This is a genomic window from Zoogloea dura (assembly GCF_012927165.1).
Lineage (GTDB): Bacteria > Pseudomonadota > Gammaproteobacteria > Burkholderiales > Rhodocyclaceae > Zoogloea > Zoogloea dura.
In genome coordinates, this window is record NZ_JABBGA010000026.1 from 33,138 (window position 1) to 55,453 (window position 22,316).

Annotated in this window: 18 protein-coding genes; 9 read left to right on the forward strand and 9 right to left on the reverse strand. The window is 67.3% G+C overall.

The window, feature by feature from the left end:
• The first annotated feature begins 57 nt into the window (after positions 1 to 57).
• Entirely contained in the window at positions 58 to 270 is a 213-nt protein-coding gene (locus HHL15_RS21775; RefSeq protein ID WP_169147921.1) for a hypothetical protein, read from the forward strand.
• 75 nt (positions 271 to 345) lie between these two features.
• Here the strand turns inward: HHL15_RS21775 and recJ are convergent, their stop codons facing one another.
• The 4 genes from recJ to HHL15_RS21795 form a co-directional block, all read right to left on the reverse strand.
• Positions 346 to 2,037, reverse strand: coding sequence for a single-stranded-DNA-specific exonuclease RecJ (gene recJ / locus HHL15_RS21780; protein WP_169147922.1), 1,692 nt, complete (start codon positions 2,035 to 2,037; stop codon positions 346 to 348).
• Positions 2,034 to 3,080: a hypothetical protein gene (locus HHL15_RS21785; protein ID WP_169147923.1), complete on the reverse strand. Its 1,047-nt coding sequence runs from the start codon at positions 3,078 to 3,080 to the stop codon at positions 2,034 to 2,036. The genes recJ and HHL15_RS21785 overlap by 4 nt, the downstream gene beginning before the upstream one ends.
• A gap of 140 nt (positions 3,081 to 3,220) precedes the next feature.
• Positions 3,221 to 4,102, reverse strand: a complete 882-nt coding sequence (locus HHL15_RS21790) for a CsgG/HfaB family protein (protein WP_169147924.1) — start codon at positions 4,100 to 4,102, stop codon at positions 3,221 to 3,223.
• A 95-nt stretch (positions 4,103 to 4,197) separates the two neighbouring features.
• Positions 4,198 to 5,685 (reverse strand): hypothetical protein, encoded by a 1,488-nt coding sequence (locus tag HHL15_RS21795; protein WP_169147925.1) that lies wholly within the window; start codon positions 5,683 to 5,685, stop codon positions 4,198 to 4,200.
• A gap of 144 nt (positions 5,686 to 5,829) precedes the next feature.
• Between HHL15_RS21795 and HHL15_RS21800 the strand changes: the two genes are divergently transcribed.
• The 3 genes from HHL15_RS21800 (at position 5,830) to HHL15_RS21810 (ending at position 9,903) form a co-directional block, all read left to right on the forward strand.
• Positions 5,830 to 7,083: a lipoprotein-releasing ABC transporter permease subunit gene (locus tag HHL15_RS21800; protein ID WP_169147926.1), complete on the forward strand. Its 1,254-nt coding sequence runs from the start codon at positions 5,830 to 5,832 to the stop codon at positions 7,081 to 7,083.
• Positions 7,076 to 7,780 carry a lipoprotein-releasing ABC transporter ATP-binding protein LolD gene (lolD, locus tag HHL15_RS21805; RefSeq protein ID WP_169147927.1) on the forward strand — a complete coding sequence of 235 codons (705 nt, stop codon included), beginning with the start codon at positions 7,076 to 7,078 and terminating at the stop codon, positions 7,778 to 7,780. Before HHL15_RS21800 ends, lolD begins: the two co-directional genes overlap by 8 nt.
• 101 nt (positions 7,781 to 7,881) lie before the next feature.
• Positions 7,882 to 9,903, forward strand: coding sequence for a methyl-accepting chemotaxis protein (locus HHL15_RS21810; protein WP_169147928.1), 2,022 nt, complete (start codon positions 7,882 to 7,884; stop codon positions 9,901 to 9,903).
• Positions 9,904 to 9,963: 60 nt separating this feature from the next.
• Here HHL15_RS21810 and HHL15_RS21815 read toward each other — a convergent pair whose 3' ends face one another.
• Complete coding sequence (locus tag HHL15_RS21815) at positions 9,964 to 10,515, reverse strand: DUF2062 domain-containing protein (protein ID WP_169147929.1); 552 nt, start codon at positions 10,513 to 10,515, stop codon at positions 9,964 to 9,966.
• A 99-nt stretch (positions 10,516 to 10,614) separates the two neighbouring features.
• Here HHL15_RS21815 and HHL15_RS21820 point away from each other — a divergent pair, with 99 nt between their 5' ends.
• Genes HHL15_RS21820 through HHL15_RS21830 form a run of 3 tightly spaced genes read left to right on the forward strand, consistent with a single transcriptional unit; the run spans position 10,615 to position 14,594 of the window.
• Entirely contained in the window at positions 10,615 to 12,954 is a 2,340-nt protein-coding gene (locus HHL15_RS21820; RefSeq protein ID WP_169147930.1) for a DNA internalization-related competence protein ComEC/Rec2, read from the forward strand.
• A 60-nt stretch (positions 12,955 to 13,014) separates the two neighbouring features.
• A complete protein-coding gene (locus tag HHL15_RS21825) occupies positions 13,015 to 13,908 on the forward strand; it encodes an alpha/beta fold hydrolase (protein WP_235943581.1) in 894 nt (297 codons plus the stop codon).
• Positions 13,908 to 14,594 (forward strand): DUF599 domain-containing protein, encoded by a 687-nt coding sequence (locus HHL15_RS21830; RefSeq protein WP_169147932.1) that lies wholly within the window; start codon positions 13,908 to 13,910, stop codon positions 14,592 to 14,594. The genes HHL15_RS21825 and HHL15_RS21830 overlap by 1 nt, the downstream gene beginning before the upstream one ends.
• Here HHL15_RS21830 and msrB read toward each other — a convergent pair whose 3' ends face one another.
• The 3 genes from msrB to ppsR all read right to left on the reverse strand — a co-directional run bounded on the left by msrB (position 14,595) and on the right by ppsR (position 17,129).
• Positions 14,595 to 14,993 (reverse strand): peptide-methionine (R)-S-oxide reductase MsrB, encoded by a 399-nt coding sequence (gene msrB / locus HHL15_RS21835; protein WP_169147933.1) that lies wholly within the window; start codon positions 14,991 to 14,993, stop codon positions 14,595 to 14,597.
• 72 nt (positions 14,994 to 15,065) lie between these two features.
• Positions 15,066 to 16,241, reverse strand: coding sequence for a DUF2863 family protein (locus HHL15_RS21840; protein ID WP_169147934.1), 1,176 nt, complete (start codon positions 16,239 to 16,241; stop codon positions 15,066 to 15,068).
• A gap of 63 nt (positions 16,242 to 16,304) precedes the next feature.
• A complete protein-coding gene (ppsR, locus tag HHL15_RS21845) occupies positions 16,305 to 17,129 on the reverse strand; it encodes a posphoenolpyruvate synthetase regulatory kinase/phosphorylase PpsR (RefSeq protein WP_169147935.1) in 825 nt (274 codons plus the stop codon).
• A gap of 258 nt (positions 17,130 to 17,387) precedes the next feature.
• Here ppsR and ppsA point away from each other — a divergent pair, with 258 nt between their 5' ends.
• Positions 17,388 to 19,757, forward strand: coding sequence for a phosphoenolpyruvate synthase (gene ppsA, locus HHL15_RS21850; protein WP_169147936.1), 2,370 nt, complete (start codon positions 17,388 to 17,390; stop codon positions 19,755 to 19,757).
• A 177-nt stretch (positions 19,758 to 19,934) separates the two neighbouring features.
• Here ppsA and HHL15_RS21855 read toward each other — a convergent pair whose 3' ends face one another.
• Positions 19,935 to 21,284, reverse strand: coding sequence for an SUMF1/EgtB/PvdO family nonheme iron enzyme (locus tag HHL15_RS21855; protein ID WP_169147937.1), 1,350 nt, complete (start codon positions 21,282 to 21,284; stop codon positions 19,935 to 19,937).
• Between the two features lie 135 nt (positions 21,285 to 21,419).
• Between HHL15_RS21855 and HHL15_RS21860 the strand changes: the two genes are divergently transcribed.
• A complete protein-coding gene (locus tag HHL15_RS21860) occupies positions 21,420 to 22,283 on the forward strand; it encodes a 2-keto-4-pentenoate hydratase (RefSeq protein WP_169147938.1) in 864 nt (287 codons plus the stop codon).
• Positions 22,284 to 22,316: the final 33 nt, after the last annotated feature.

The window sequence follows — 22,316 nt, forward strand, 5'->3', positions numbered from 1 at the left end:
GTCCGCGGCCGAAAGGTCCGCGGAGGGTGAGTTTTTTCGTTTGAAGGGAACCCGGTCTTGGCAAAAACCAATTATTCGTTCGAAAAACGCCAGCGGGAACTGGACAAGAAGCGCAAGCAGGAAGCCAAGCGCCAGCGCAAGCTTGATGATCGTTCGGGGGCCGCGCAGGGGCCTGACTCCGATGATGCCGTTACCGATGGTCCTGCGCCTGATGATGCAGTAGAGCCGCAGACCTCCGAGTCCGGTGGAGCCGACGCCTCGCGTCCTTGAGCTCTCTCCCGGCCTCAATACTGTCCGGAGCACGCCTCCCGTGCTCGCGGACATGAAACTCCTCGGGGGAAAGCCTCAGGCGTTCTCGAAATGTTCCAGCATCAGCTGGATGCCGGCCACTCCGTTGTACTCGTTCACTGCCAGCCTGAAGGCTGCCCGTATCTGCGGCGCGGCCGGTTCGGCATGATTGAACAGGATCGCATCGATCCGGGTATTACCCTTGCGCAACTGCAGCTTGAGGTGTTTGTCCTTAAGGATGCGCTGGTTTTCCACCCGGAAGATGTCGTCGAACAGGGGGGGGGCAAAGCCCTGGCCCCAGATCTCCCGCTCCAGCAGGCGCGCGGTCTCCAGGTTGTAGAGGCTGTCTTCCAGCGCCCCGTCGGTTTCCAGGCGGCGGGTGAGGTCGGCCGGGTCGATCAGGCTGCGCACCACCTCCTCGAAAATGCCCTCGAAGCGCGCCAGTTCTGTCTCCGGGATGGTGAGGCCCGCTGCCATGGCGTGGCCGCCGAACTTTAAGATCATTCCGGGTGCCTGCTTGGTGACCAGATCCAGGGCGTCGCGCAGGTGCAGGCCCGGGATCGAGCGTCCCGATCCTTTCAGTTCCCCTTCGTTGCCCCGCGCAAATGCGATCGTGGGGCGGTGAAATTTCTCCTTGATGCGCCCGGCCAGGATGCCGATCACGCCCTGGTGCCATTCCGGCTCGAACATGACCAGGCTGGCACGGCTGCCCGGATCGATGCGATCGAGCCCGCTCAGGGCTTCTTCCTGCATGTCGGCCTCGATGGCGCGCCGCTCCCGGTTGAGCTTGTCCAGCTCCTGGGCGATGTTGAGCGCGCGCCCGACATCGTCGGTGATCAGGCATTCGATGCCGAGGGACATGTCGGCCAGGCGGCCGGCGGCATTGAGGCGGGGGCCGAGGGCGAAGCCGAGGTCGAAGGTGGTGGCTTTGGCCGCATCACGCCCTGAGGCGGCAAACAGGGCGCGCACCCCCGGCTGCATGCGGTCTGCGCGCATGCGCTGGAGGCCCTGGGCCACCAGGATGCGGTTGTTGTGGTCGAGCTTGACTACGTCCGCCACGGTGCCGAGGGCGACCAGGTCGAGCAGGTCGGCGAGGTTAGGTTCGCTCCGGCCTTCGAAAGCGCCCCGGTCGCGCAGTTCGGCGCGCAGTGCGAGCATGGTGTAGAACATCACGCCGACGCCCGCCAGGGACTTGCTCGGGAAGGGGCAGCCGGGCTGGTTGGGGTTCACGATCACATCGGCTTCGGGCAGTTCGTCACCGGGCAGGTGGTGATCGGTGATCACGGTGGCCATGCCGTGCTCGCGTGCAGCAGCCACACCCTCGACGCTGGCGATGCCGTTGTCCACGGTGATCAGCACCTCGGGTTCCAGCGGGGCGGCCAGTTCGACGATCGCCGGCGTCAGGCCGTAGCCGTATTCAAAGCGGTTCGGCACCAGGTAGCCGACGTCGGCGCCGAAAGCCCGCAGGGCCCGGATGCCGACTGCACAGGCGGTGGCCCCATCACAGTCGTAGTCGGCCACGATGAGCATGCGCGCATTGGCTTCTATGGCATCGGCGAGAAGCTGGGCAGCCTCATGGACACCCTTCAGGCTCGCCGGCGGCAGCAGGGCCTTGAGGCCGTAATCGAGTTCCTTGCGGCTGGAGATGCCGCGGGAGGCGTAGATGCGGGCAAGCAGCGGGTGCGTGCCGTCTTCCAGGAGCCGCATGACGGCAGGGCCGGGAACGGGGCGGGGCAGGATGCGGGTCATGGGGTGCTCGGAGATGGTGGGGGGGCAGATGCCAGCAGGGTGTCGAGGGCGCGTGATTTGCGCCAGAACTTCCACAATCCGCCGGCGGCGATGTCGAGCTCCAGGCTGTGCTGATCGTCGGGCACTGCGATATGCAGATGGGTGATGCGACGGCTTTTCAGATCGGCCAGCAGAGGGGCGAACCAGTCGCTGTCGAGGCGTTGAAGGGCTGCGGCCCAGGCCTGCGGATCGCGGTGCAGGAGTGGCAGCAGCAGGCTGTCGACGACGGCCAGCGCAGGGCCGGAGGGCGGCTGGTAACGTGTCGCCGGGACTGGTTCGAGGCCTGCCTGGCGGGCGTGGCCGCGGGCCAGCGGCAGATCGGCCTGGATGCTGGCAAAGGGCGATTCGGTCTGACCCGCCGGGCGGCCGTTGCCCCACAGCCAGACGCCGTTGATGGTGCGTTGTCCGCTGGCCTCGCGAGCCTGATTGACCGGGTGATTGTAAAGCCAGACCTCGAGCTCGTTGGAGAGCCGGGCCCAGCGCGTCACGTCCTCGCCGTCGGGCAGGAAGAGCTGTACTGGCCTGCCATTGACGTCGGCCAGGGGGTGAAAGCGAGGGCGCGGCGCATCGGTCAGCTGAAGGTACCAGCGGTCGGGGGCTGGCGCCTCGAAGCGGCCGATGTCGGCAAACATGTCGTTGAGGCCGGCCATCAGGGTGTCGGCCTCGTCACGCCGGATGGCCAGGCCGCTGGCGTCGGCGAGCAGCAGGGTGTCCCGGGCGAAGTGCAGGTGCGCCGGGTCGCAGCACAGCCAGTGGCCGTCCGCCGGCATGGGCAGCGCTTCCCCGAGCCGGCGCAGATGGGCCTGGGAGGTGTCGGGCGGTGCGTGGTCGGCCGGTGAGCGGAACTGCCCGGCCAGCAGCGCCTCCAGGCTGGTCCGGGGCTGCCAGCGGATCGTGCTGAAACCGGCCAGCGTGGCCAGGGATGGCAGGGTCAGGTCGCGGGCGGGGTGCAGCCCCTGGCCGGAGGGCCAGCACAGGCCGGGAAGGATCAGCTCGAAGCGCATCGGGGGCGTTGTTGCGGTGGTGGAGGAAGCGGCGGCGTGGGCCGAGGGGTGGATGCGGAGCGGCGAAGTATGGCACTGGCCGCTGTAAACGGGCTCTAGCCGGTCGTCTGACCGGCTAGAGCGTAAAGCGAAGCGGCGGCTTACTTCTTCTTTTTCTTGCTGGTCGGCTTGGCCGCGGCATCGGTGGACCCGGTGGAGCCACCCTGTACGCTGAGCTGGCCGCCGGTGCCTAGGCCGCCCTTGACTTCCTGGGCCTTGTAGTTCCGGACTGCCTTGACCACGTTGTTGTAGGCGTCGGTGAAGGCCGCGACGATGACCTTGCCTTCCGCGGTGTTGGTGTAGCCACCCAGGCCCCCCCCCACGCCGGCGCCGAACAGGGCACCCATGCCGCCGAAGTCCATGTTGCGGGCGCTGCCTTCCGCAGCCGCAAGCTGGACGCCGGAGCGGTTGTCGATCATGGTCAGCATGGTGCTGGCTTCCTTGACATTCATGTTGCCGACGACGGCGCCCAGCACGCCGCCACCGACCCCGCCCAGGCCGCCCCGCATCCCGCCTGCGTTGTTGTTGCTGAAGGTAATCGAGGGGCTCAGGGAGTAGTCGGCCGAGGCCATCTGGCCCTTGCCGAAGTTGGAGTTGGAGCGCAGCTCGCCGGATTGCTGGAGGGCACGTTCCTGCATCATGTTGTTCATGGCGCGACCACGCTCGACCACCACGAAACAGTTGGATTGCTGGATCAGCAGCTTGAGCACGGGAACGGTGGAGCCGAGCTTCATCTGGCCGGTGAGGATGCCGTACCAGGAGGCGCCGGTGTCTTCGACCACGGCAATGGTCCCCAGCGGGGCCTGGCACTTTTCGAGGGTGGAGTTGGCGTTCTGGGCGTTGGCACCCCCTGCCGAGCCGGTCGCAGCCGTCTTGGCTTCCGGCGAGCCCACCTGCATGTTGGCACAGCCGCTGAGGGCGGCGAGGGTGGCAATGGCAGCGAGCGTGCTGGCCGGACGTGCGATGCCGATGCGGCTGGTCATTTTTGAGTTCCCCTGAATGAATGCGGACGGACGTCCGGGCAAGTGCCGGTCACGGCCGGCTCGAAGCCCTCATATTTTAGCTGTCGGCGCAGCCCTTATCGAGTGGCTTTTCCCGATGCCGGAGTGATCCATTTCGCGGAGAAGCGCGTCGCACATTGGCGTGCCTGGGTGGGGCCGAGGTTGCGGGTTTCGCTGAGGCGGCAGGTGGGGCTGTTGTCGCCGCCCAGGAGCTCTTCCATGACCCGGTGCAGGCTGGTGCTGTCGGGGCCGCTCGAGGCGCCGTCCCCGGACGCGATGAAGCCGGCCCGCTGGATCGAGCGCGGGCCGTCGCTGAGCATGAACAGCAGGCGCGGGACGGCACCGCCGGCCGGTTTTGGCGGGAGGGTCAGTTCGATGGGGCGACCCGGGTCCAGGCGGGCCTCGGTGATGTGGCGGTTGGGGTGGAGCAGGGCGATGCCATCCGGGCCGGCCGCCAGGACATACAGGTAGGCCGGGGTCTTTGTGTCGGCACGGAAGCGCAGGCTGCCGTCGGTGGAGGGCTGCTGGCGGATGTCCGGCACGGAGCGCTGATCACGCTGGGCATGCAGGGCGTCGAGCAGGCGGGTGGCGGAGTCCGTGCCGCTCGCCGGCGGCTGCGGTGGGCGGAGGACGGGAATCAGGGCCGGATTGCCGGCCAGGCGCGCTGTCGTCTGCCCCGCGGTGCCGGGCCGCGCTTGCATGCAGCGGTACAGGGCCTCCCCGTCGGCGAAGGCTGGGGAAGGCGCATCACCTTCAAGGCAGGCCAGCAGCGAGGGCGTCAGCGTGCCGCCGTTGTCGAGGAAGGCCAGCACGTTGGCGGGCAGGGTGCTGCTGCCGAGGCCTGTCGTCGGGCAGTTGCCCAGGCCGGTGGACGGTGTGTCGATGATCAGGAAGAGCTTGTCGGCGCGCCGGGCCAGGGTGCTGATGTGGCGGAGCAGCTCGTCGTTGCCGAAAGTCTGGCGGTCGGTGGTCTGGATGCCTTCCTGGCATGCGTGCCCTGCGATGCGGGGGGAGCGGCCCGGCGTGACATGGATCAGCAGCCTGTCGCCGTCTCCGAGGCGCGCATCCAGGTCGACGAAGGCCTGGCGCAGGGCATCGAGTGACATCTCCGCGCCGGGCAGGTAGCGGGTGTTGCCGTCCGGAACCCCCATCAGGCCGGCCAGCCGGCTGGCGTCGTTGCGCGTATCGCCACCGATGACCAGGGCATGGTTGCTGGCCCGCGGGCTGCCGCGCAATTGCAGGCCGCTGTTGCCTGCCGGCTGCGTGCGCGGGGCAGGGGCGGCGTCCGGGGGCGGGAGCTGGGCGTCGAGGTCGGTGTTCTGGCGCAGGATCCAGCCGCTGCGGTTGCCGGGCGCCATGACGCGCAGCCATTCCTGGCGGACCTCCAGCACTTCGACGCTGCTGCGGCGCTGTACATCCATGATCCGGCCAGAGAAGCCGGAGGGCTGCTCGCGTAGGGTGTCGGAACGGGTCAGGGTGGCCTGTCCGGCCAGGCAGGCCGTGGCCGGCAGGGCCAGGATGAGCAGGCGGCAGGCGAAGGTGGTGAATGCGGCGGGCATGGGCATGGCGGGCTTCCGGTCTGGCAGGGACAGCCTGCGATTATCGGCCGCGGCGCGGCGGCTGGCGAGCGCGGCGGGATACCCAGCCCCGGCCTTCTCCGGCACAATGCGCGCTCGCGCCGCCTGGCGGCGTTTCCGGTCCTGTCCCGAATGTCTTATGAGTTTCTGGTCGGCCTGCGCTACACCCGCTCGAAGCGGCGGGCGCAGGGACGCAATCGCTTCATCTCCTTCATCTCGCTGGTTTCCATGCTCGGCATCGCCCTCGGCGTGGCGGCGCTGATCGTCGTCCTGTCGGTGATGAACGGCTTCCAGCGGGAGCTGCGCACGCGCATCCTGGGGGTGGCCTCCCATGTCCAGGTGAGTGGCTTTGACGGCGAGCTGAGCAACTGGCAGCGGGTCGCCGATGACGCCGGCAAGCACCCGCGGGTGCGCTTTGCCGCCCCCTTCGTGCAAGCGCAGGGCATGCTGTCCTTCGACCAGACGGTGCGGGGCACCCTGATCCGCGGCGTGCTGCCGGATGCCGAGGACAAGGTGGCCGACTTTGCCCAGCACATGCGCGCCGGGCGCCTCGACGACCTCAGGCCCGGCGAGTTCGGCATCGTGCTGGGCGCCGATCTGGCGCGGGCCATGCGCGTCTCGATGAACGACAAGGTGACCCTGATCGCTCCCCAGGGGCTGGTCACGCCGGCGGCCATCCTGCCAAGGCTCAAGCAGTTCCGGGTGGTCGGCATCTTCGAGGTGGGTATGTACGAGTACGACTCCAGCCTGGCGCTGGTGCATCTGCAGGACGCCCAGACCCTCTATCGCATGGAGGACAGGGTGTCCGGCGTGCGCCTCAAGCTGGATGATCTCTTCGAGGCGCCGAGGGTTGCTCGCGAGCTGATGAAGTACCTCGATGCGGACACCCTGGTGTCCGACTGGACCCGCAGCCACGCCAACTTCTTCCGGGCGGTGCAGATCGAGAAGAACGTGATGTTCATCATCCTGCTGCTGATCGTCGCGGTGGCGGCCTTCAATATCGTGTCCACATTGGTGATGGCGGTGCAGGACAAGCAGGCTGATATCGCCATCCTGCGCACGCTGGGTGCCAGCCCGGGCTCGATCATGGGGATCTTCGTCATCCAGGGGGCCCTGATCGGCTTCATCGGCCTGGGGCTGGGCGTGCTGGGCGGGGTCAGCCTGGCCCTCAACATCGACGTGGTGGTGCCGGCCATCGAACGGGCCTTCGGCATCCAGTTCCTGGCCAAGGACGTCTATTACATCTCTGATCTGCCGTCGGAGCTGCTGTGGTCGGATGTGTTTGCCATCACCGGGGTGTCTTTCGTGCTGACCCTGGTGGCGACCCTCTACCCGAGCTGGCGTGCGTCCCGCCTGAATCCGGCGGAGGCTCTGCGCTATGAGTGAGGCAAGCATGAACGAGCCGGTGATCGAATGTCGTGACCTGAGCAAGTCCTTCCGCGAAGGCGAGGATGCCCTGCAGGTCCTGCGGGGCGTCAGCCTGTCGGTGGAGCGGGGCGAGCGGGTCGCCGTGGTGGGCTCGTCGGGGTCCGGCAAGAGCACATTGCTGCATCTGCTGGGCGGGCTGGATGTGCCGTCCGGTGGTGAGGTGCGCCTGCTTGGGAGGGATTTCTCGAAGATCTCCGATCGGGAACGGGGGCGTCTGCGCAACGAGTCCCTGGGCTTCGTGTACCAGTTCCATCACCTGCTGGCGGAGTTCTCGGCGCTGGAGAATGTGGCCATGCCCTTGTTCGTGCGGCGCATGAAGAAGGACGAGGCGCTGGCGCGGGCTGCCGAGACCCTCAAGGCGGTGGGGCTCGGGCACCGTCTGGAACACACGCCGGGCGAGCTGTCGGGGGGGGAGCGCCAGCGGGCGGCAATCGCCCGGGCCCTGGTGACGCAGCCAGCCTGCGTACTGGCCGACGAACCGACCGGCAACCTGGACCGTCACACCGCCGAGCGGGTCTTCGAGCTCATGCTCGAGCTGGCCGAAGCCCACGGCACCAGCTTCATCATCGTGACCCACGACCCCGGGCTGGCGGCGCGGGCTTCACGCGTCCTGCATCTGCGGGACGGTGCCTTCGGTGCCGAGTCGCCTGCCTGAAAGCCCAATGTGGGCGCCAAGGGCGTCAAGTTTCGGAATGATCGGGCCGATAGTCCGACGTATGGCTATAGTCGTACGACACCAGAACTATTGGAATGATCATGAATGCAATCTTCGCCCCGGCAGTTGCCCTGCTGAACCGCTTGCGCTACCCGGCCAAGTTCACCTTGCTGGGCTTCATTGCGCTGATTGCCATCGGATTTCTGCTCGGGCAGCTGGCCCTCTCGCTGAGGGCCAGTATCGATTTCACCGAGAAGGAGCTGGAGGGGATGAAGCGCGTTCCTGCGGTGTTGAAGGTCATCGAGCTTACCCAGCAGCACCGCGGCCTGTCGTCGGGCGTATTGAACGGGAACGAAGAGCTGCGTCCGCGCCTGCTCAAGAAGACTGAAGAGCTGGCGGCCGCCATGGCTGCCGCGGAGGGGGGGCTGGATGCCCGCCAGACCCCGCTTGCCAGCCGGCGCTGGAGTGAGGTCAAGAGCGGCTGGGAGGCGCTGCGCAGCGCTGGCATGCAGATGGCCCCGCGGGACAACCTGGTGGCGCATACGGCCCTGATCCGAAAGGTCATCCTGGCGCTCCACGACCTGGGTGACGACGGCAACCTGACCCTCGACCCCTCGGCCGACACCTATTACCTGATCGACAACACCCTGCGCCGTGTGCCCGACGTGTCCGAGCGCCTGGGGCGCCTGCGTGCCATGGGTACCGGAGCCCTGGCCGCCCGTGCGGTGGACGACCAGCGGCGCTTCGATCTGAGCTCGCAGCTGGGTGAGCTGAACATGGCGGTGACCGATCTGAACGAGAACTTCGAGCGGGCGGCGGTGGCCAACCCCTTGATCCGTCCCACCTTCGAGGCCCTGGACAAGGACTTCAACGAGGCGACCGGCAAGGTGGTCGGGCATCTGAAGGATCATGTGCTCAAGGGCGACTTCGAGATGCCCGCGCCGGCCTATTTCGACATGGTGACCAAGGTGATCGACCTGGTCTTCGAGAAGACCTACCAGTCCCTGATCCCCGAGGCCAATGCCCTGCTGGATCAGCGCCTGTCCGGCCTGAAGCGTGATTTCGTGATCGCGGCGGTGTTGTCGGGCGTGTCCCTGCTGGTCCTGCTCTACCTGTCGATGGCCTTTTGCGTGGCGGTCATGCAGTCGGTCCAGGAGTTGCGCGTGGGTGCCCGTGCGCTGGCTGATGGTGATCTGCGCTCGCGCATCGCGTTTTCGGCCCACGACGAGCTCAAGCTGGTGGCCGACCAGTTCAACGAGATGGCCCACTCCTTCTGCGACGTGATCGCCAAGGTGCAGTCGGGGGCCGATGACGTGGCGGGGTCTGCCGTTTCGCTGGCCAGTTCGGCCTCCATGGTGTCGCGGGGCTCCGACCAGCAGAGCGAGGCGGCATCCACGATGGCCGCGGCGGTCGAGGAGATGACCGTCGGCATCGAGGAGATCGCCAGCAGCGCTTCGTCGGCCGAGGGCATTTCGTCGGAGTCGGGCCGGCTCTCCAGCGAGGGGGGGGCGGTGGTTGCCCGCACGGTCAGCGAGATGGAGCGCATCGCGGAAACCGTGCGCCAGTCTGCCTCGGTGATCCAGGATCTGGGCGATCAGTCGGTAAAGATCTCCACTATCGTGAACTCGATCAAGGAGATTGCCGACCAGACCAATCTGCTGGCCCTCAACGCCGCCATCGAAGCGGCCCGGGCCGGTGAGACGGGGCGCGGCTTTGCCGTGGTGGCGGACGAAGTGCGCAAGCTGGCGGAGCGCACGGCCAAGGCCACCGGCGAGATCACCGGCATGGTCTCGGCCATCCAGAACGGCACCAGCCGTGCGGTGGACACCATGCAGGGCGGTGTGGCGCGGGTGCAGGAGGGGGTGGTGCTGGCGGGGCAGGCGGGCGCCTCCATGGATCAGATCCGGGCCGGCGCGAACCAGGTCGTCAATGCGGTGACCGACATCTCGATGGCCTTGCGGGAGCAGGGGGCGGCCAGTACCGACATCGCCCGCAACGTGGAGCGTATTGCCGCCATGGCCGAGCAGAACTCCGGTGCCGTCCGGGAGACGGCGGACACGGCCCGGCGCCTTGAAGGGCTGGCCCAGCAGCTGCGCGCAGAGGTGTCGCACTTCAGGATCTGAGCGGGCCGAAGGCGGAGCGGATCAGGCAAAGGGGGCGGAAGCCCCCTTTTTTTGCCTTCGTCAAAGAGAGGAGCAGCTGCGCCGGGTGCGGCGCTGGTGCCATTGCCGGATCAGGTAATAGCGCCAGGCCAGGCGGGTCAGCAGGTAGCCGCTGGGGGCCAGCATGCCGGCCAGGGCAATGAGGCCCAGGAGCAGGGGGTGCCCCAGGCCGGAGGTCCAGGCCAGCAGGGCTTCGAGCCAGGCAAGCAGGCCGGTGCTGCCCATGTCGGGGGGGGCCGTGAATTGTCCGGCCCCGGGGCCGAGGATCCACTCGCCGATCGTAAACGCCAGCAGGTAGATGGGCACGATGGTGAAGGGATTGGTGTAGAGCGTGGTGATCAGGGCGAGCGGCAGATTGACCCGTAGGGCCAGGCAGCAGATGGCTGCAGCGGGCATCTGGAAGGGCCCGGGAATAAGCCCGCAGAACAGGCCGGCGGCGATGGCTCCGGCGGCCGAGTGGCGGTTGAGGTGCCACAGCCGCGGGTGGAAGAGGGTCGAACCGAAAGGGGCAAGCCAGCGGTTGGCAGCCAGGGATTCGTGGTCGGGCAGGTAGCGCTTCAGCAGTCTTCGCATGTTCTCGGTGCCATGGCGGCGGGCTCGCGGGGCGCCTGTCGATTCTAACCGAGGCTGGCGGGCTTGGCGGTTCGGGTGGAGCCGGTTAGATTCCGCTTCATGCGGATTATGACAATCGTGTTCTGTGGCGGTGTGCTGGCCTTCCAGTTCATGCCGGCCATGCCTTCTCGCAGGGTATTCCTGGCGCTTGCTGTCGCTGCGGGACTGGCAGGGCTGGCCGGGTGGTGGCTGCGCTCGAGGTGGCCCGGCATGGGGCGGGGGATGCTGCTGCTGGCGGCGTGTGCGGCGGGTTTCCAGTATGCCGGCTGGCGGGCGGAGAACCGCCTGGCCGAGAGCCTGCCCATGGCCTGGGAGGGGCGCGATGTCGTCGTGACCGGCGTGGTCGCGTCCCTGCCCCAGGCCTTCGAGCGGGGGCAGCGCTTTGTGTTCGATCTGGATGAGAGTGCGCTGCCCCTGCCCGGGCGGATCTCGCTGGCCTGGTACGAAGGTCCCGGGGACGGAGCGGGGCAGGCGCCGCCCACGCTCCATGCGGGGCAGCGCTGGCGGCTCACGGTGCGTCTCAAGCGTCCTCACGGCAACCTCAATCCCCATGGTTTCGACTACGAGGGCTGGTTGCTGCAGCAGGGCATCCGGGCCACCGGCTATGTGCGGCCGGACGGGGAGCGCGTCCTGCTGGAGGCTTTCGTCAATACCTTTGGCTTTGCCGTCGAGCGCCTGCGGGGAGGCCTGCGCGAGCGCTTCCGCCAGGCGCTGCCGGAGGGACGCTACACCGGGGTGCTCATCGCCCTGGCGATCGGTGACCAGCGCGCCATTCCGGCGGAGCAATGGCGGGTCTTCGCCAGGACCGGGATCTCGCACCTGGTGGCGATCAGCGGCATGCACGTCACGATGATCGCCGCGCTGGCGGCCCTGCTGGTGGGGGCCGGCTGGCGGCGTTGCCCGGCCCTGGCGCTGCGCTGGCCGGCGCAGCAGGCGGGGGTGATGGCCGGCTTCGTGGTGGCCTGGGCCTACTGCCTGCTGGCAGGCTGGGGGGTTCCGGCCCAGCGCACCCTCTACATGTTGGGCTGCGTCAGCCTGGCGTTGATCCTGCGGCGGGAGGTGGCGCCCAGCCGGGTGCTGGCGGCGGCCTTGGGCGTGGTGGTGCTGATCGACCCCTGGTCGGTGCTGGCCGCGGGGTTCTGGCTGTCCTATGGCGCGGTGGCGGTGCTCCTGCTGGTGAGCGCCGGGCGCCTGGGGCCAGGAGGGCGGGTGCTCACCGTGCTGCGCACCCAGTGGGCCGTCACCCTGGGCTTGGTGCCGGCGCTGCTGGTGCTGTTCCAGCAGTTCTCCCTGGTGTCGCCGCTGGCCAACGGCATCGCGATCCCGCTGATCAGCTTTGTAATAACGCCCCTGGCGCTGCTGTTCGCCCTGCTGCCCTTGCAGATGTTTGCCGACCTGGCTCACGGGGCGATGGTCCTGACCATGCTGCCGGTGGGCTGGCTGGGCGAGTTGCCGGGGGCGGCCTGGCAGCAGGCGGCACCACCTGTAGTGCTGGCCGTCCTGGCCACCGTCGGCTGCCTGTGGGCCTTGCTGCCGCGCGGCACGCCGGCGCGCCTGGTGGGCCTGCTGCCCTTGCTGGCCCTGCTCCTGTGGTCTCCCGAACGTCCGCCCGCGGGGCAGGCACGGGTCCGGGTGCTGGATGTGGGGCAGGGGCTGGCCGTGCATGTCCAGACGGCGCAGCACGACCTGCTCTATGACACCGGGCCGGCCTTCTCGGCGGATGCCAACAGCGGCGAGCGGATCCTCTTGCCCTATCTCCGGGCGGTGGGGGTGCGTCGGCTCGACGTGCTGGTGGTCAGCCACCAGGACCAGGATCACGCCGGCGGAGCCGAGTCCGTGCTGGCCGGGCTGCCGGTGGTGCGGGTCCTGGCGTCCCTGCCTTACAACCATCCGCTGCGCCTGATCGCCGGCCCGCGCGGCGAGGCCTGTGCCGCCGGCCAGGCCTGGGAGTGGGATGGCGTTCGCTTCCGCGTGCTGCACCCCGTCGACCCGGTGGGCGAAGGGCGGGCCGGCAACGAGGCGAGCTGCGTGCTGCAGGTGGAGGCGGCCGGCCGGAAGGTGCTGCTGAGCTCGGATATCGAGGCCGTGTCCGAGGCGCAGATCCTCGCCCGGGAGGGCAGCGCCGTGGCCAGCGAGTTCGTCGTGGCACCCCATCATGGCAGCCGGACTTCCTCCACCGCTGCCTTCATCGCGGCGACGGCGCCGCGCTGGGTGATCTTTCCGGTGGGCTACCGGAACCGCTTCCGGCATCCGGCTGCGGATGTGTGGGCGAGATGGGAGGAGACCGGGGTCGGCATGCTGCGCACCGATCTGGCGGGGGCGGTGTCATTCAACCTGGCTCCGGCGGCGGAACCGGTGGCCGAGCGCGAGCGGGCGCCCCGTTACTGGCATGGTCGGTGAGGGCGTGGCCGGTGGCGATGCTATCCTTGGCCCCATTCTTTCGTTTCCTCTGGTCTGTCCATGAACCTCCCTTCTTCCGTTCGAGATCCCGTTGCCCCCGGTGAGCCGCGCCTGCGGGATGTCCAGTGCTGCGGGCCCCACGGTTTGCACCGCATGGCCTACACGGAGTGGGGCGATCCGGCCAACCCCAGGGTGCTGGTGTGCGTGCATGGCCTGACCCGCAACGGCCGGGATTTCGACGATCTGGCGCGGGCGCTGGCCAGCGAGTATCGGGTGGTCTGCCCGGACGTGGTGGGGCGGGGGCGCAGCGGCTGGCTGGTGGTGAAGGACGACTACCAGCTGCCGCTGTATGCGGCCGACATGGTCACGCTGATTGCCCGCCTGGATGTTCCCGAGGTGCATTGGGTGGGCACCTCCATGGGCGGGCTGATTGGCATGCTGCTGGCGAGCATGCCCGGCAACCCGATCCGGCGCCTGGTGCTCAACGACGTGGGGCCGGTGATCATCGCCGAGGCGGTGCGGCGGATCGGCGAGTACGTGGGCATGGCCCCGGTGTTCCCCGATATCGATGCGGCCGAGGCCTATATCCGGGCGGTCAGCGTGCCCTTCGGCAATCTTCCCGACGCCCAGTGGCGGCATCTGACCGAGACTTCGATCCACCCGGTGGAGGGTGGCTGGGCGATGCGCTACGACCCGGGGCTGGGTGACTCCTTCCGCAAGACACCGCTGCAGACGGACGTCGATCTGTGGCCCCTCTACGAGTCGATCAGCTGCCCGACCCTGGTGCTGCGCGGCGCCCAGTCGGACCTGCTCGCGCGTGAGACGGCGGAGGCCATGGCGCTGCGTGGCCCGAAGGCCCGCGTGGTTGAGGTGCCGGACGTGGGCCATGCGCCCACCCTGATGGATCCTGCACAGATCGCTCCGATCCGGGACTTCCTGCTGGAGGTGCGTTGATGCACGGGGTGTGGCTGACCGCCTTCAGTCCGGTGGATTGGCTGGCCCTGGTCTGGTTCCTGGCGTGCTGGTTCGGTTACGGCTGGGTGGTGGAACACGGCCCCGGCGGCACCATGCGCGGGCTGCTGGGAGCCAGCCACTGGTTTCGCGAGGAATGGGGCCGCCAGATGCTGCGGCGGGAGGTGCGGGTGGCCGATTCGGGGCTGATCGGCAACCTGATGCAGAACGTGTCCTTCTATGCAAACACCACGATCTATGTGATCGCCGGCCTGCTGGCCCTGCTTGGCACCATGGACAAGCTGATCGACGTGGCTTCCGACCTCCCCTTTGCCCGGCATGTGTCGCGGGAACTGTGGGAGGTCAAGCTGATCCTGCTGCTGCTGGTCTTCGTGGTGGCCTACTTCAAGTTCACCTGGGCCCTGCGCCAGTTCAACATGCTGTCCATCCTGATCGGCGCGGCGCCCCCGCCGGGAGAGGGCACCGAGGAGGATGCCCAGCGTTTCGCCAAGGTGAACTCCCTGGCCGGCGATGAATTCAACCGGGGCATCCGGGCCTATTACTTCGGGCTGGCGGCGGTGTTCTGGTTCGTCCAGCCCTGGGCCTTTGCGGCGGTGACCACCCTGATCGTGCTGGTGCTCTACCGCCGCGATTTCATGTCGCAGACCTACGCCGCGATGCGTCGCTGATCACTCGTCCTGCTCGAGCTTCACCGAAACGGAGTTGATGCAGTAGCGCAGGCCGGTGGGGGCCGGGCCGTCCTCGAAGACGTGCCCGAGGTGGGCGCCGCAGTCACGGCACAGCACTTCGGTGCGCAGCATGAAGTGGCTGCGGTCTTCGGTCTCCTCGACGTTTTCGGGGGCCGCGGCGGAGTGGAAGCTCGGCCAGCCGCAGCCGGAGTCGAACTTGTGCTCGGACGAGAACAGGTCGGCGCCACAGCACACACACACGTATTTACCCTGCTCGTGGCAGTCCCAGTAGCGGCCGGTGAAGGCGCGCTCGGTGCCTTTCTGGCGAGCCACCTGGTATTCCTCGGGGCTGAGCTGGGCACGCCATTCGGCGTCGGTCTTTTCGATCTTGCGGGTCATGATGTGCTCCGGTGGGGGATGCCGGATTGAGGGTGCGCGGGCGGAGGAGTTCCCGCCCGCGCGTACTCGCTTTCAGTGGAGATGCTTGGGCATCTGCTCGGCCTGCTCCTCGGGCAGCTCCGCGTGCACCGCTTCGCCTTCCGGCGATGGATACATGGGGGCCCCGCAGTCGTCGCAGTATTCCATCGGGAACTCGTTGTCGAGCACCAGGATGTCGGTGATGCCGCAGGCCCGCAGGGTGGCCTCGATCTGGCCGAGGGTCTCGCTGCTCTCGTCCTCGGCGCCCAGCAGCGGCCACACCACGCCATGCACCACCTCGTTCTGGTTGCGCAGGGTGAAGCCGATGCGGAATTCTTCCACCTGGCGTTCGAAGAAGGGCGCGACCACCGCCCGCAGCCCCGCCGCCGGAGCGTCCAGGGTGGTACTCAGGAAGGCCACCGAGGCCTGGATGGAGTAGGGGCGGGAGGTCTTGTCGGCTTCCCGGCTGGCGGCGAAGTAGGCATTGGGCAGCACCACCTCGAAGGCGCAGCCGGTGAGCAGCGGGGCTACGCAGGCGCCGCCCTGGGCGCGCCATTGCTCCAGCGCCTGGTCGCGGCTGCAATCCTCTTCCTGCCAACGGAAGATGGGGGCCCCCTTGGGGACCATCACCGCGCCCAGCAGGTAGCGGTTGTCGGACAGGAACTGCGCCGTCTCGGGCAGGTTGTCGGTCTTGATGTGCAGGTCGCCGTCGCCTTCGGCGGCCTTGCCCAGGTGGGTCGCAAAGTCCGCGGTGGCGCAGTAGCCCTGGGGCAGCTGGTCGGGGCTGAACAGGAAGTCGGCGAGGGCCAGCTTGACGCCGGAGGCCAGCACATGGGCCTTCAGGTGCACCCGCAGGTTGGCCATGACGGCCGCGGCGATGGGGGCGGCGGGAATGCGGTAGCGCGACCAGGCCATGACCGGCGCGGCGATCAGCAGTACGTCATGCTGCGCGTCTGACTTGAGGGCGCCTTCGGCCCGGGATTCGATCATGTCGGCCAGCTCGTCGTAGGCGTGCACGCTGGTGGTGGCCGAGCCCAGATGATCGAGGGCCGTGGTGAGGGCGTCCTCGTCTTCCGCGCTGAGCAGGCCGTCCACGGCGTCGGCGAGGCGTTGATCCCAGAAATGGTCTTCGGCACGACTGCTGGAGTCGGCGAGACCGTTGGCGAGCCACAGGAGCTGTTCGGCGTCCCGCGGCAGTCCGCCGCGGCGCCCGAGGCGATTTCGTTTCATCGGGGGCTCTCCTTGTTATTGAGGTTTGGACAGGGCCGGATGGCGGGGATTCCCGCCGCCCGGTCAGTAGGACGAGGGGTCCAGGCGGACTTCCTGCAGGATGATGGTGGAGATCTCTTCGATCGACTTGGCGGTGGAGTCCAGCCACTTGATGCCCTCGCGCTTCATCATGCGCTGGGCCGCCTCGATCTCGCCGAAACAGTTCTCGAGGGAGGCGTAGCGGCTGTTGGGGCGGCGTTCCTGGCGGATCTGCGAGAGGCGGTCGGGGCTGATGGTCAGGCCGAACAGCTTGCTGCGGTGGCGAGTCAGCTCGACCGGCAGCTTGTTGCGCTCGAAGTCTTCGGGGATCAGCGGGTAGTTGGCCGCCTTGATGCCGAACTGCATGGCCAGGTAGAGGCTGGTCGGGGTCTTGCCCGAACGGCTGACGCCCACCAGGATCACGTCGGCCTCTTCGAGGTCGGAGTGGGACACGCCGTCGTCGTGGGCCAGGGTGAAGTTGATCGCTTCGATGCGTTTCTTGTAGTCCTGGCTGTCGGCGATGCCGTGGAAGCGCCCGGCGGCATGGGTGGAGCGCTGGCCGAGTTCGCTTTCCAGGGGCTCGATGAACTTCTCGAAGAGGTCGAGGAAGAGGGCGTCCACCTCTTTCAGGGCCGCCACCGCTTCCGGATTGACCAGGGTGTTGAAGACGATCGGGCGGCTGCCGCTTTCCACTGCGGCGTCGCGGATCCGCAGGGCGCAGTCACGGGCCTTCTCGGGGGTGTCGACGAAGGGCAGGCGGTGATTGCGGAAACGGGTTTCCGGAAACTGGGCCAGCAGGCTGTGGCCAAGGGTTTCGGCGGTGATGCCAGTGCCGTCGGAAATGAAGAAAACGGGGCGGGTCTGGTTCATGGGCGTGCCAACAGGGAATGAACGGATCACAGGCGCGGAGGGAGAGGCGCCAGCTCCGCATCTTATCCCATTCCGGCCTTTAGTCCGGCAGCCGGGCAGACAGGATGTTGCCGATCCGTGACCGGTTCGGCGGGGCGTCCTATCATGCTGACGTTAGGATAAACCCTGCATGCGGCGGAGCAGCAAACCACTTACAATACGCCCCAACAAGAATATTCAACGCTTTGCACTTTTTCCCTTATCTCCCAGGAAGATCCCATGTCCCGTAATGTCATTCCTTTCCAAGAGCTGCGCATGTCCGATGTGGAGCAGGTCGGCGGAAAGAACGCGTCCCTCGGCGAAATGATCAGCCAGCTGCCCTCCAGCGTGCGTGTGCCGGGCGGCTTTGCCACCACTGCGGATGCCTACCGCCAGTTCCTGTCCCACCAGGGCCTCGCCGAGCGCATCAGCGCCGCGCTGGAAAGCCTGGACGTGGATGACGTGGTGGCCCTGGCCCGCACCGGCACCCAGATCCGCCAGTGGATCGTCGACACCCCCTTCCCGGCCGAGCTCGAAGTCGAGATCAAGACCGCCTACGACAAGCTCACCGCCGAAGGCGAGGGCAGCTTCGCCGTGCGTTCCTCCGCCACCGCGGAAGATCTGCCGGATGCCTCCTTCGCCGGCCAGCAGGAGTCCTTCCTGAACATCCACGGCTACGAGAACATCCTCCACGCCATCAAGGAAGTGTTTGCCTCCCTGTACAACGACCGTGCCATCGCCTACCGCGTGCACAAGGGCTTCACCCACGCCGAGGTGGCCCTGTCCGCCGGCGTGCAGCGCATGGTCCGTTCCGACATCGGCGCCTCCGGCGTGATGTTCACCATGGACACCGAGTCCGGCTTCGACGGTGTGGTCTTCATCACCGCCTCCTACGGCTTGGGCGAAACCGTGGTGCAGGGCGCCGTGAACCCGGACGAGTTCTACGTGCACAAGGCCACCCTGGCCCAGGGCAAGCCGGCCGTGATCCGTCGCAACCTGGGTTCCAAGCTGATCAAGATGGTCTTTGCCGAGAAGAAGGAAGCCGGCAAGTCCACCCGCACCATCGATGTGGCCGAAGCCGAGCGCAACGTTTACTCCCTGACCGACGAGGACGTGCTGGAGCTGGGCCGCTACGCCATGATCATCGAGCAGCACTACGGCCGTCCGATGGACATCGAGTGGGGCAAGAGCGGCGACGACGGCAAGCTGTACATCCTGCAGGCCCGTCCGGAAACCGTGAAGAGCCAGCAGTCCGGCCACGTGATGGAGAAGTACCGCCTCAAGCAGTACGGCAAGTCCCTGACCCACGGCCGTGCCATCGGCCAGAAGATCGGTGCCGGCCAGGTCCGTATCGTCAAGGACGCCTCCGAGATGGATCGTGTGAAGGCTGGCGACATCCTCGTCACCGACATGACCGACCCGAACTGGGAGCCGGTGATGAAGCGCGCCGCCGCCATCGTCACCAACCGCGGCGGCCGTACCTGCCACGCGGCGATCATCGCCCGTGAGCTGGGCATCCCCGCCATCGTCGGTTGCGGCAACGCCACCGAGGTGCTGGAAGAGAACGACGAAGCCACCGTGTCCTGTGCCGAAGGCGACACCGGCTACGTGTACCGCGGCAAGCTGGACTTCGAAGTGGTCACCACCGACATGGGCAACCTGCCCGACATCCCGGTGAAGATCATGATGAACGTGGGCAACCCGGAGCTGGCCTTCGAGTTCGCGCAGATCCCCAACGCCGGTGTGGGCCTGGCCCGCCTGGAGTTCGTGATCAACAACATGATCGGCATCCACCCCAAGGCGATCCTCGAGATCAACCAGGTGCCGGCCAGCCTGCGTGCCGAGATCACCCGCCGTTCCCGCGGTTACGCCACCCCCAAGCAGTTCTTCATCGAGAAGCTGGTGGAAGGCGTTGCAACCATCGCCGCGGCCTTCTACCCGAAGCCCGTGATCGTGCGCCTGTCGGACTTCAAGTCCAACGAGTACCGCAAGCTGCTGGGCGGCGAGATCTACGAGCCGGAAGAAGAAAACCCCATGCTGGGCTTCCGTGGCGCCTCCCGCTACATCGCCCACAGTTTCCGCGACTGCTTCGAACTCGAATGCGCCGCCATGAAGAAGGTGCGCAACGAACTGGGCCTAACCAACGTGCAGCTGATGGTGCCCTTCGTGCGTAACGTGGAAGAAGCCAAGGGCGTGGTCGATCTGCTGGCCGAGCACGGCCTGAAACAGGGCGAGAACGACCTCAAGCTCATCATGATGTGCGAGATCCCGTCCAACGCGCTGCTGGCCGAACAATTCCTGCAGCACTTCGACGGCTTCTCCATCGGCTCCAACGACCTGACCCAGCTGACCCTGGGCCTGGACCGCGACTCCGGCCTGGTGGCCCACGCCTTCGACGAACGTGATCCGGCCGTCAAGATGCTGCTGTCGATGGCCATCAGCGGTGCCAACAAGTTGGGCAAGTACGTCGGTATCTGCGGCCAGGGGCCTTCCGACCATGCCGACTTCGCCGAGTGGCTGATGGACGAAGGCATCCAGACCATCTCCCTGAACCCGGATACGGTGGTCGATACCTGGTTGAAGCTGGCGGCGCACAGCAAGGGCGAGTAAACCTCGCCTGCCATCTGGCTGTAATTGAAGCCGGCCCGTCGCAAGACGGGCCGGTTTTGTATTGGGCGGTCTGGATTGTATTGGGCGGTCTGGATTGTATTGGGCGGTCTGGATTGGATTGGGTGGTCTGGATTGGATTGGGTGGGGTGGGTTCAGCGCGGCAGGGGCAGGTCGCGCTCAGGCGTCGGGGAGCCCGCAACACACCCGAAACCCCAGGTTGATGAGGCGGTCTTCGGGGACAGACCCGTCGCGGCACGCAGCACGGCAGTAGGCGGAGTCGAGATCCCAGGAACCGCCACGCAGTACCCGGAGCCCCCTGCGCGCCTGCCGGGCGCTCCCGTCATCGGGTGCCCCCTCGTAGGTGTCGTGCCAGTTGTCCTGCACCCATTCCCAGACATTGCCGATCATGTCGTGAAGCCCGAAAGCATTGGCTTCGAAGCTGCCGACCGGACTGGTCTGCTTGCCGCTCCACGGGCTGCCGGAGTCGCGGAAGTTGGCCTGCCCCACGCCCGGTTCGTTGCCCCACGGGTAGCGGGCCTGGCTGCCGGCCCGGGCGGCGTACTCCCATTCCGCTTCGGACAACAGGCGATAGGGCTGGCCTGTCTGTTCGCGCAGCCAGGCCACATAGCTCTGGGCATCGTCCCAGCTCAGGTTCACCACGGGCTGGCGGCCGCGCCCCCAGTCCTGGTCGGCGGGCTTGTAGCAGGTGGCGCCTGTGGCGACAAAGGCATCCCATTCGGCGAAGGTGACCGGGTAGCGGCCCACGGCAAAGGGGCGTGCGATGGAAACTTCATGCTGGGGGCTTTCCGCGTTGCTGCGGCCTCTTTCGGTTTCCGGCGATCCCATCAGGAAGCGCCCGGCCGGCACCACGACCAACTCGGGGAAATTCGCTCCATGGCGGAGGAGGGCATCGGGCGCAGGCTGCCTCCCGGCGCCAGGGGGCCGCGAAGCTGCGTGCTGTGACTGGGGCTGCGTGGGGGCCGGGGATGTGCCAGATGCTCGTGAGGCGGTGGCCGCCGGAGGCGTGGACTGGGGCAGGGGCGTGGCCGGCGCATGCTCCGCCGGGAGGGGCGGGATGCGTCGCAGCGCCTTGACCAGCTCACCCACGTCATAGTCCCAGCGCCTGTCGCTGATCTCATGGGCGCTGCGCCGCGCCAGGGGCTTCAGGGGCTCGGGGAGCTTGTCGCCCGGAGGCATCGTCGCACCGCCCACGAGGATCGGTACCACACGCAATCTGCCACGCAGGCCGGTGATGATCTCCAGGCGGACCCAGTCGTCCTGGTCATCAAGGCGACGCCCGCCGCCGGGGTGTCGCGCGTCGAGCCAGCGTGGGCCGATCACCACCAGCAGCACGGCACAGTCGCCGAGCGCCTGCTCGATGGCGAGGCCGAAGTCTTCGCCGATCTCGATGGAGGCGATGTCCTGGAAGACCGGCTTGTCCGGCAGTTCCTGCATGAGGTCGGCGGCGAGGCGGCCGGCCCAGCCGGCGTCGATCTCGCGGCGGTAGCTGATGAAGATGCCAGACATGGTGATATGTATGCGTGGATGGCTCTATATCTGTCACGAATTATGCCATTTCCGTTGGAGGGGCCTGTTCCCGTGTGTCCGAAGTAAGATGCGGATGGGCTGTTTGCCCCACGATAACAATCCTGGAGACCATCGATGAAATGCCTTGCCGTCTGCTCTGCCGCCGTGGCGGTGATTTCCTTTCCCGCAGCCGTTCACGCCGCGTGTCCCACCGATCTCGAGGCGGCGGCGGTCGCTGCCGCCATTGTCGCCCTTCAGCCGGTGCCCCGGCCTGCAGGCGAGCTGAGCCTCGCGGACGGAATGTGCGGGCGGGACAAGGTCGTGCGCTATCTGCGGCAGGTGTATGGCGAGCCTGTCGGCTACAAGGCCGGGCTCACCAGTCCCGCCGTGCAGAAGCGCTTCAACCATGACGCCCCCCTGCGTGGCACCTTGTTCAAGTCGATGCTGGTGGCAGATGGTGCCGAACTGCCGGTCAGCTATGGGGCCCGCCCGGTCTTCGAGGCGGATCTGCTCGTCGAGGTGGCCGACCCGCTTGCCCTCGCGAGGGCGCAGACGCCGCTGGAGGCCCTCAAGGCGCTCAAGCATTATTTCCCCTTCATCGAGCTGCCTGATCTCATTGTGGACGATCCGTCGAAGCTCGGTGGGCCGATGCTGGCGATGATCAACGTGGGGGCCCGCGCCGGGGTGGTGGGAAAGGCCGTGCCGGTAAAGGCCACCCCTGAGCTTGCCGGGGCCTTTGCCAGCATGACGGTGACGGTCTCGGATGCTGCGGGCAATGTGCTGGACACGGGCAAGGGCAGTGCCACCCTGGGCAACCCGCTCAATGCGGCGGCCTGGCTGGCGCGCGATCTGGCCGCGGCCGGCATACCGCTGAAGCGGGGGGATCTGCTGTCGCTGGGGTCCTTCAGCAAGCTGATGCCGCCGAAGGCGGGCATGGCGGTGGTGGTGAAGTATGCGGGCCTGCCGGGCGATCCGGCGGTCGGCGTGAAGTTCCGCTGAGTGTGGTGGATGAGGGGCTCCCGCAATTGCGGG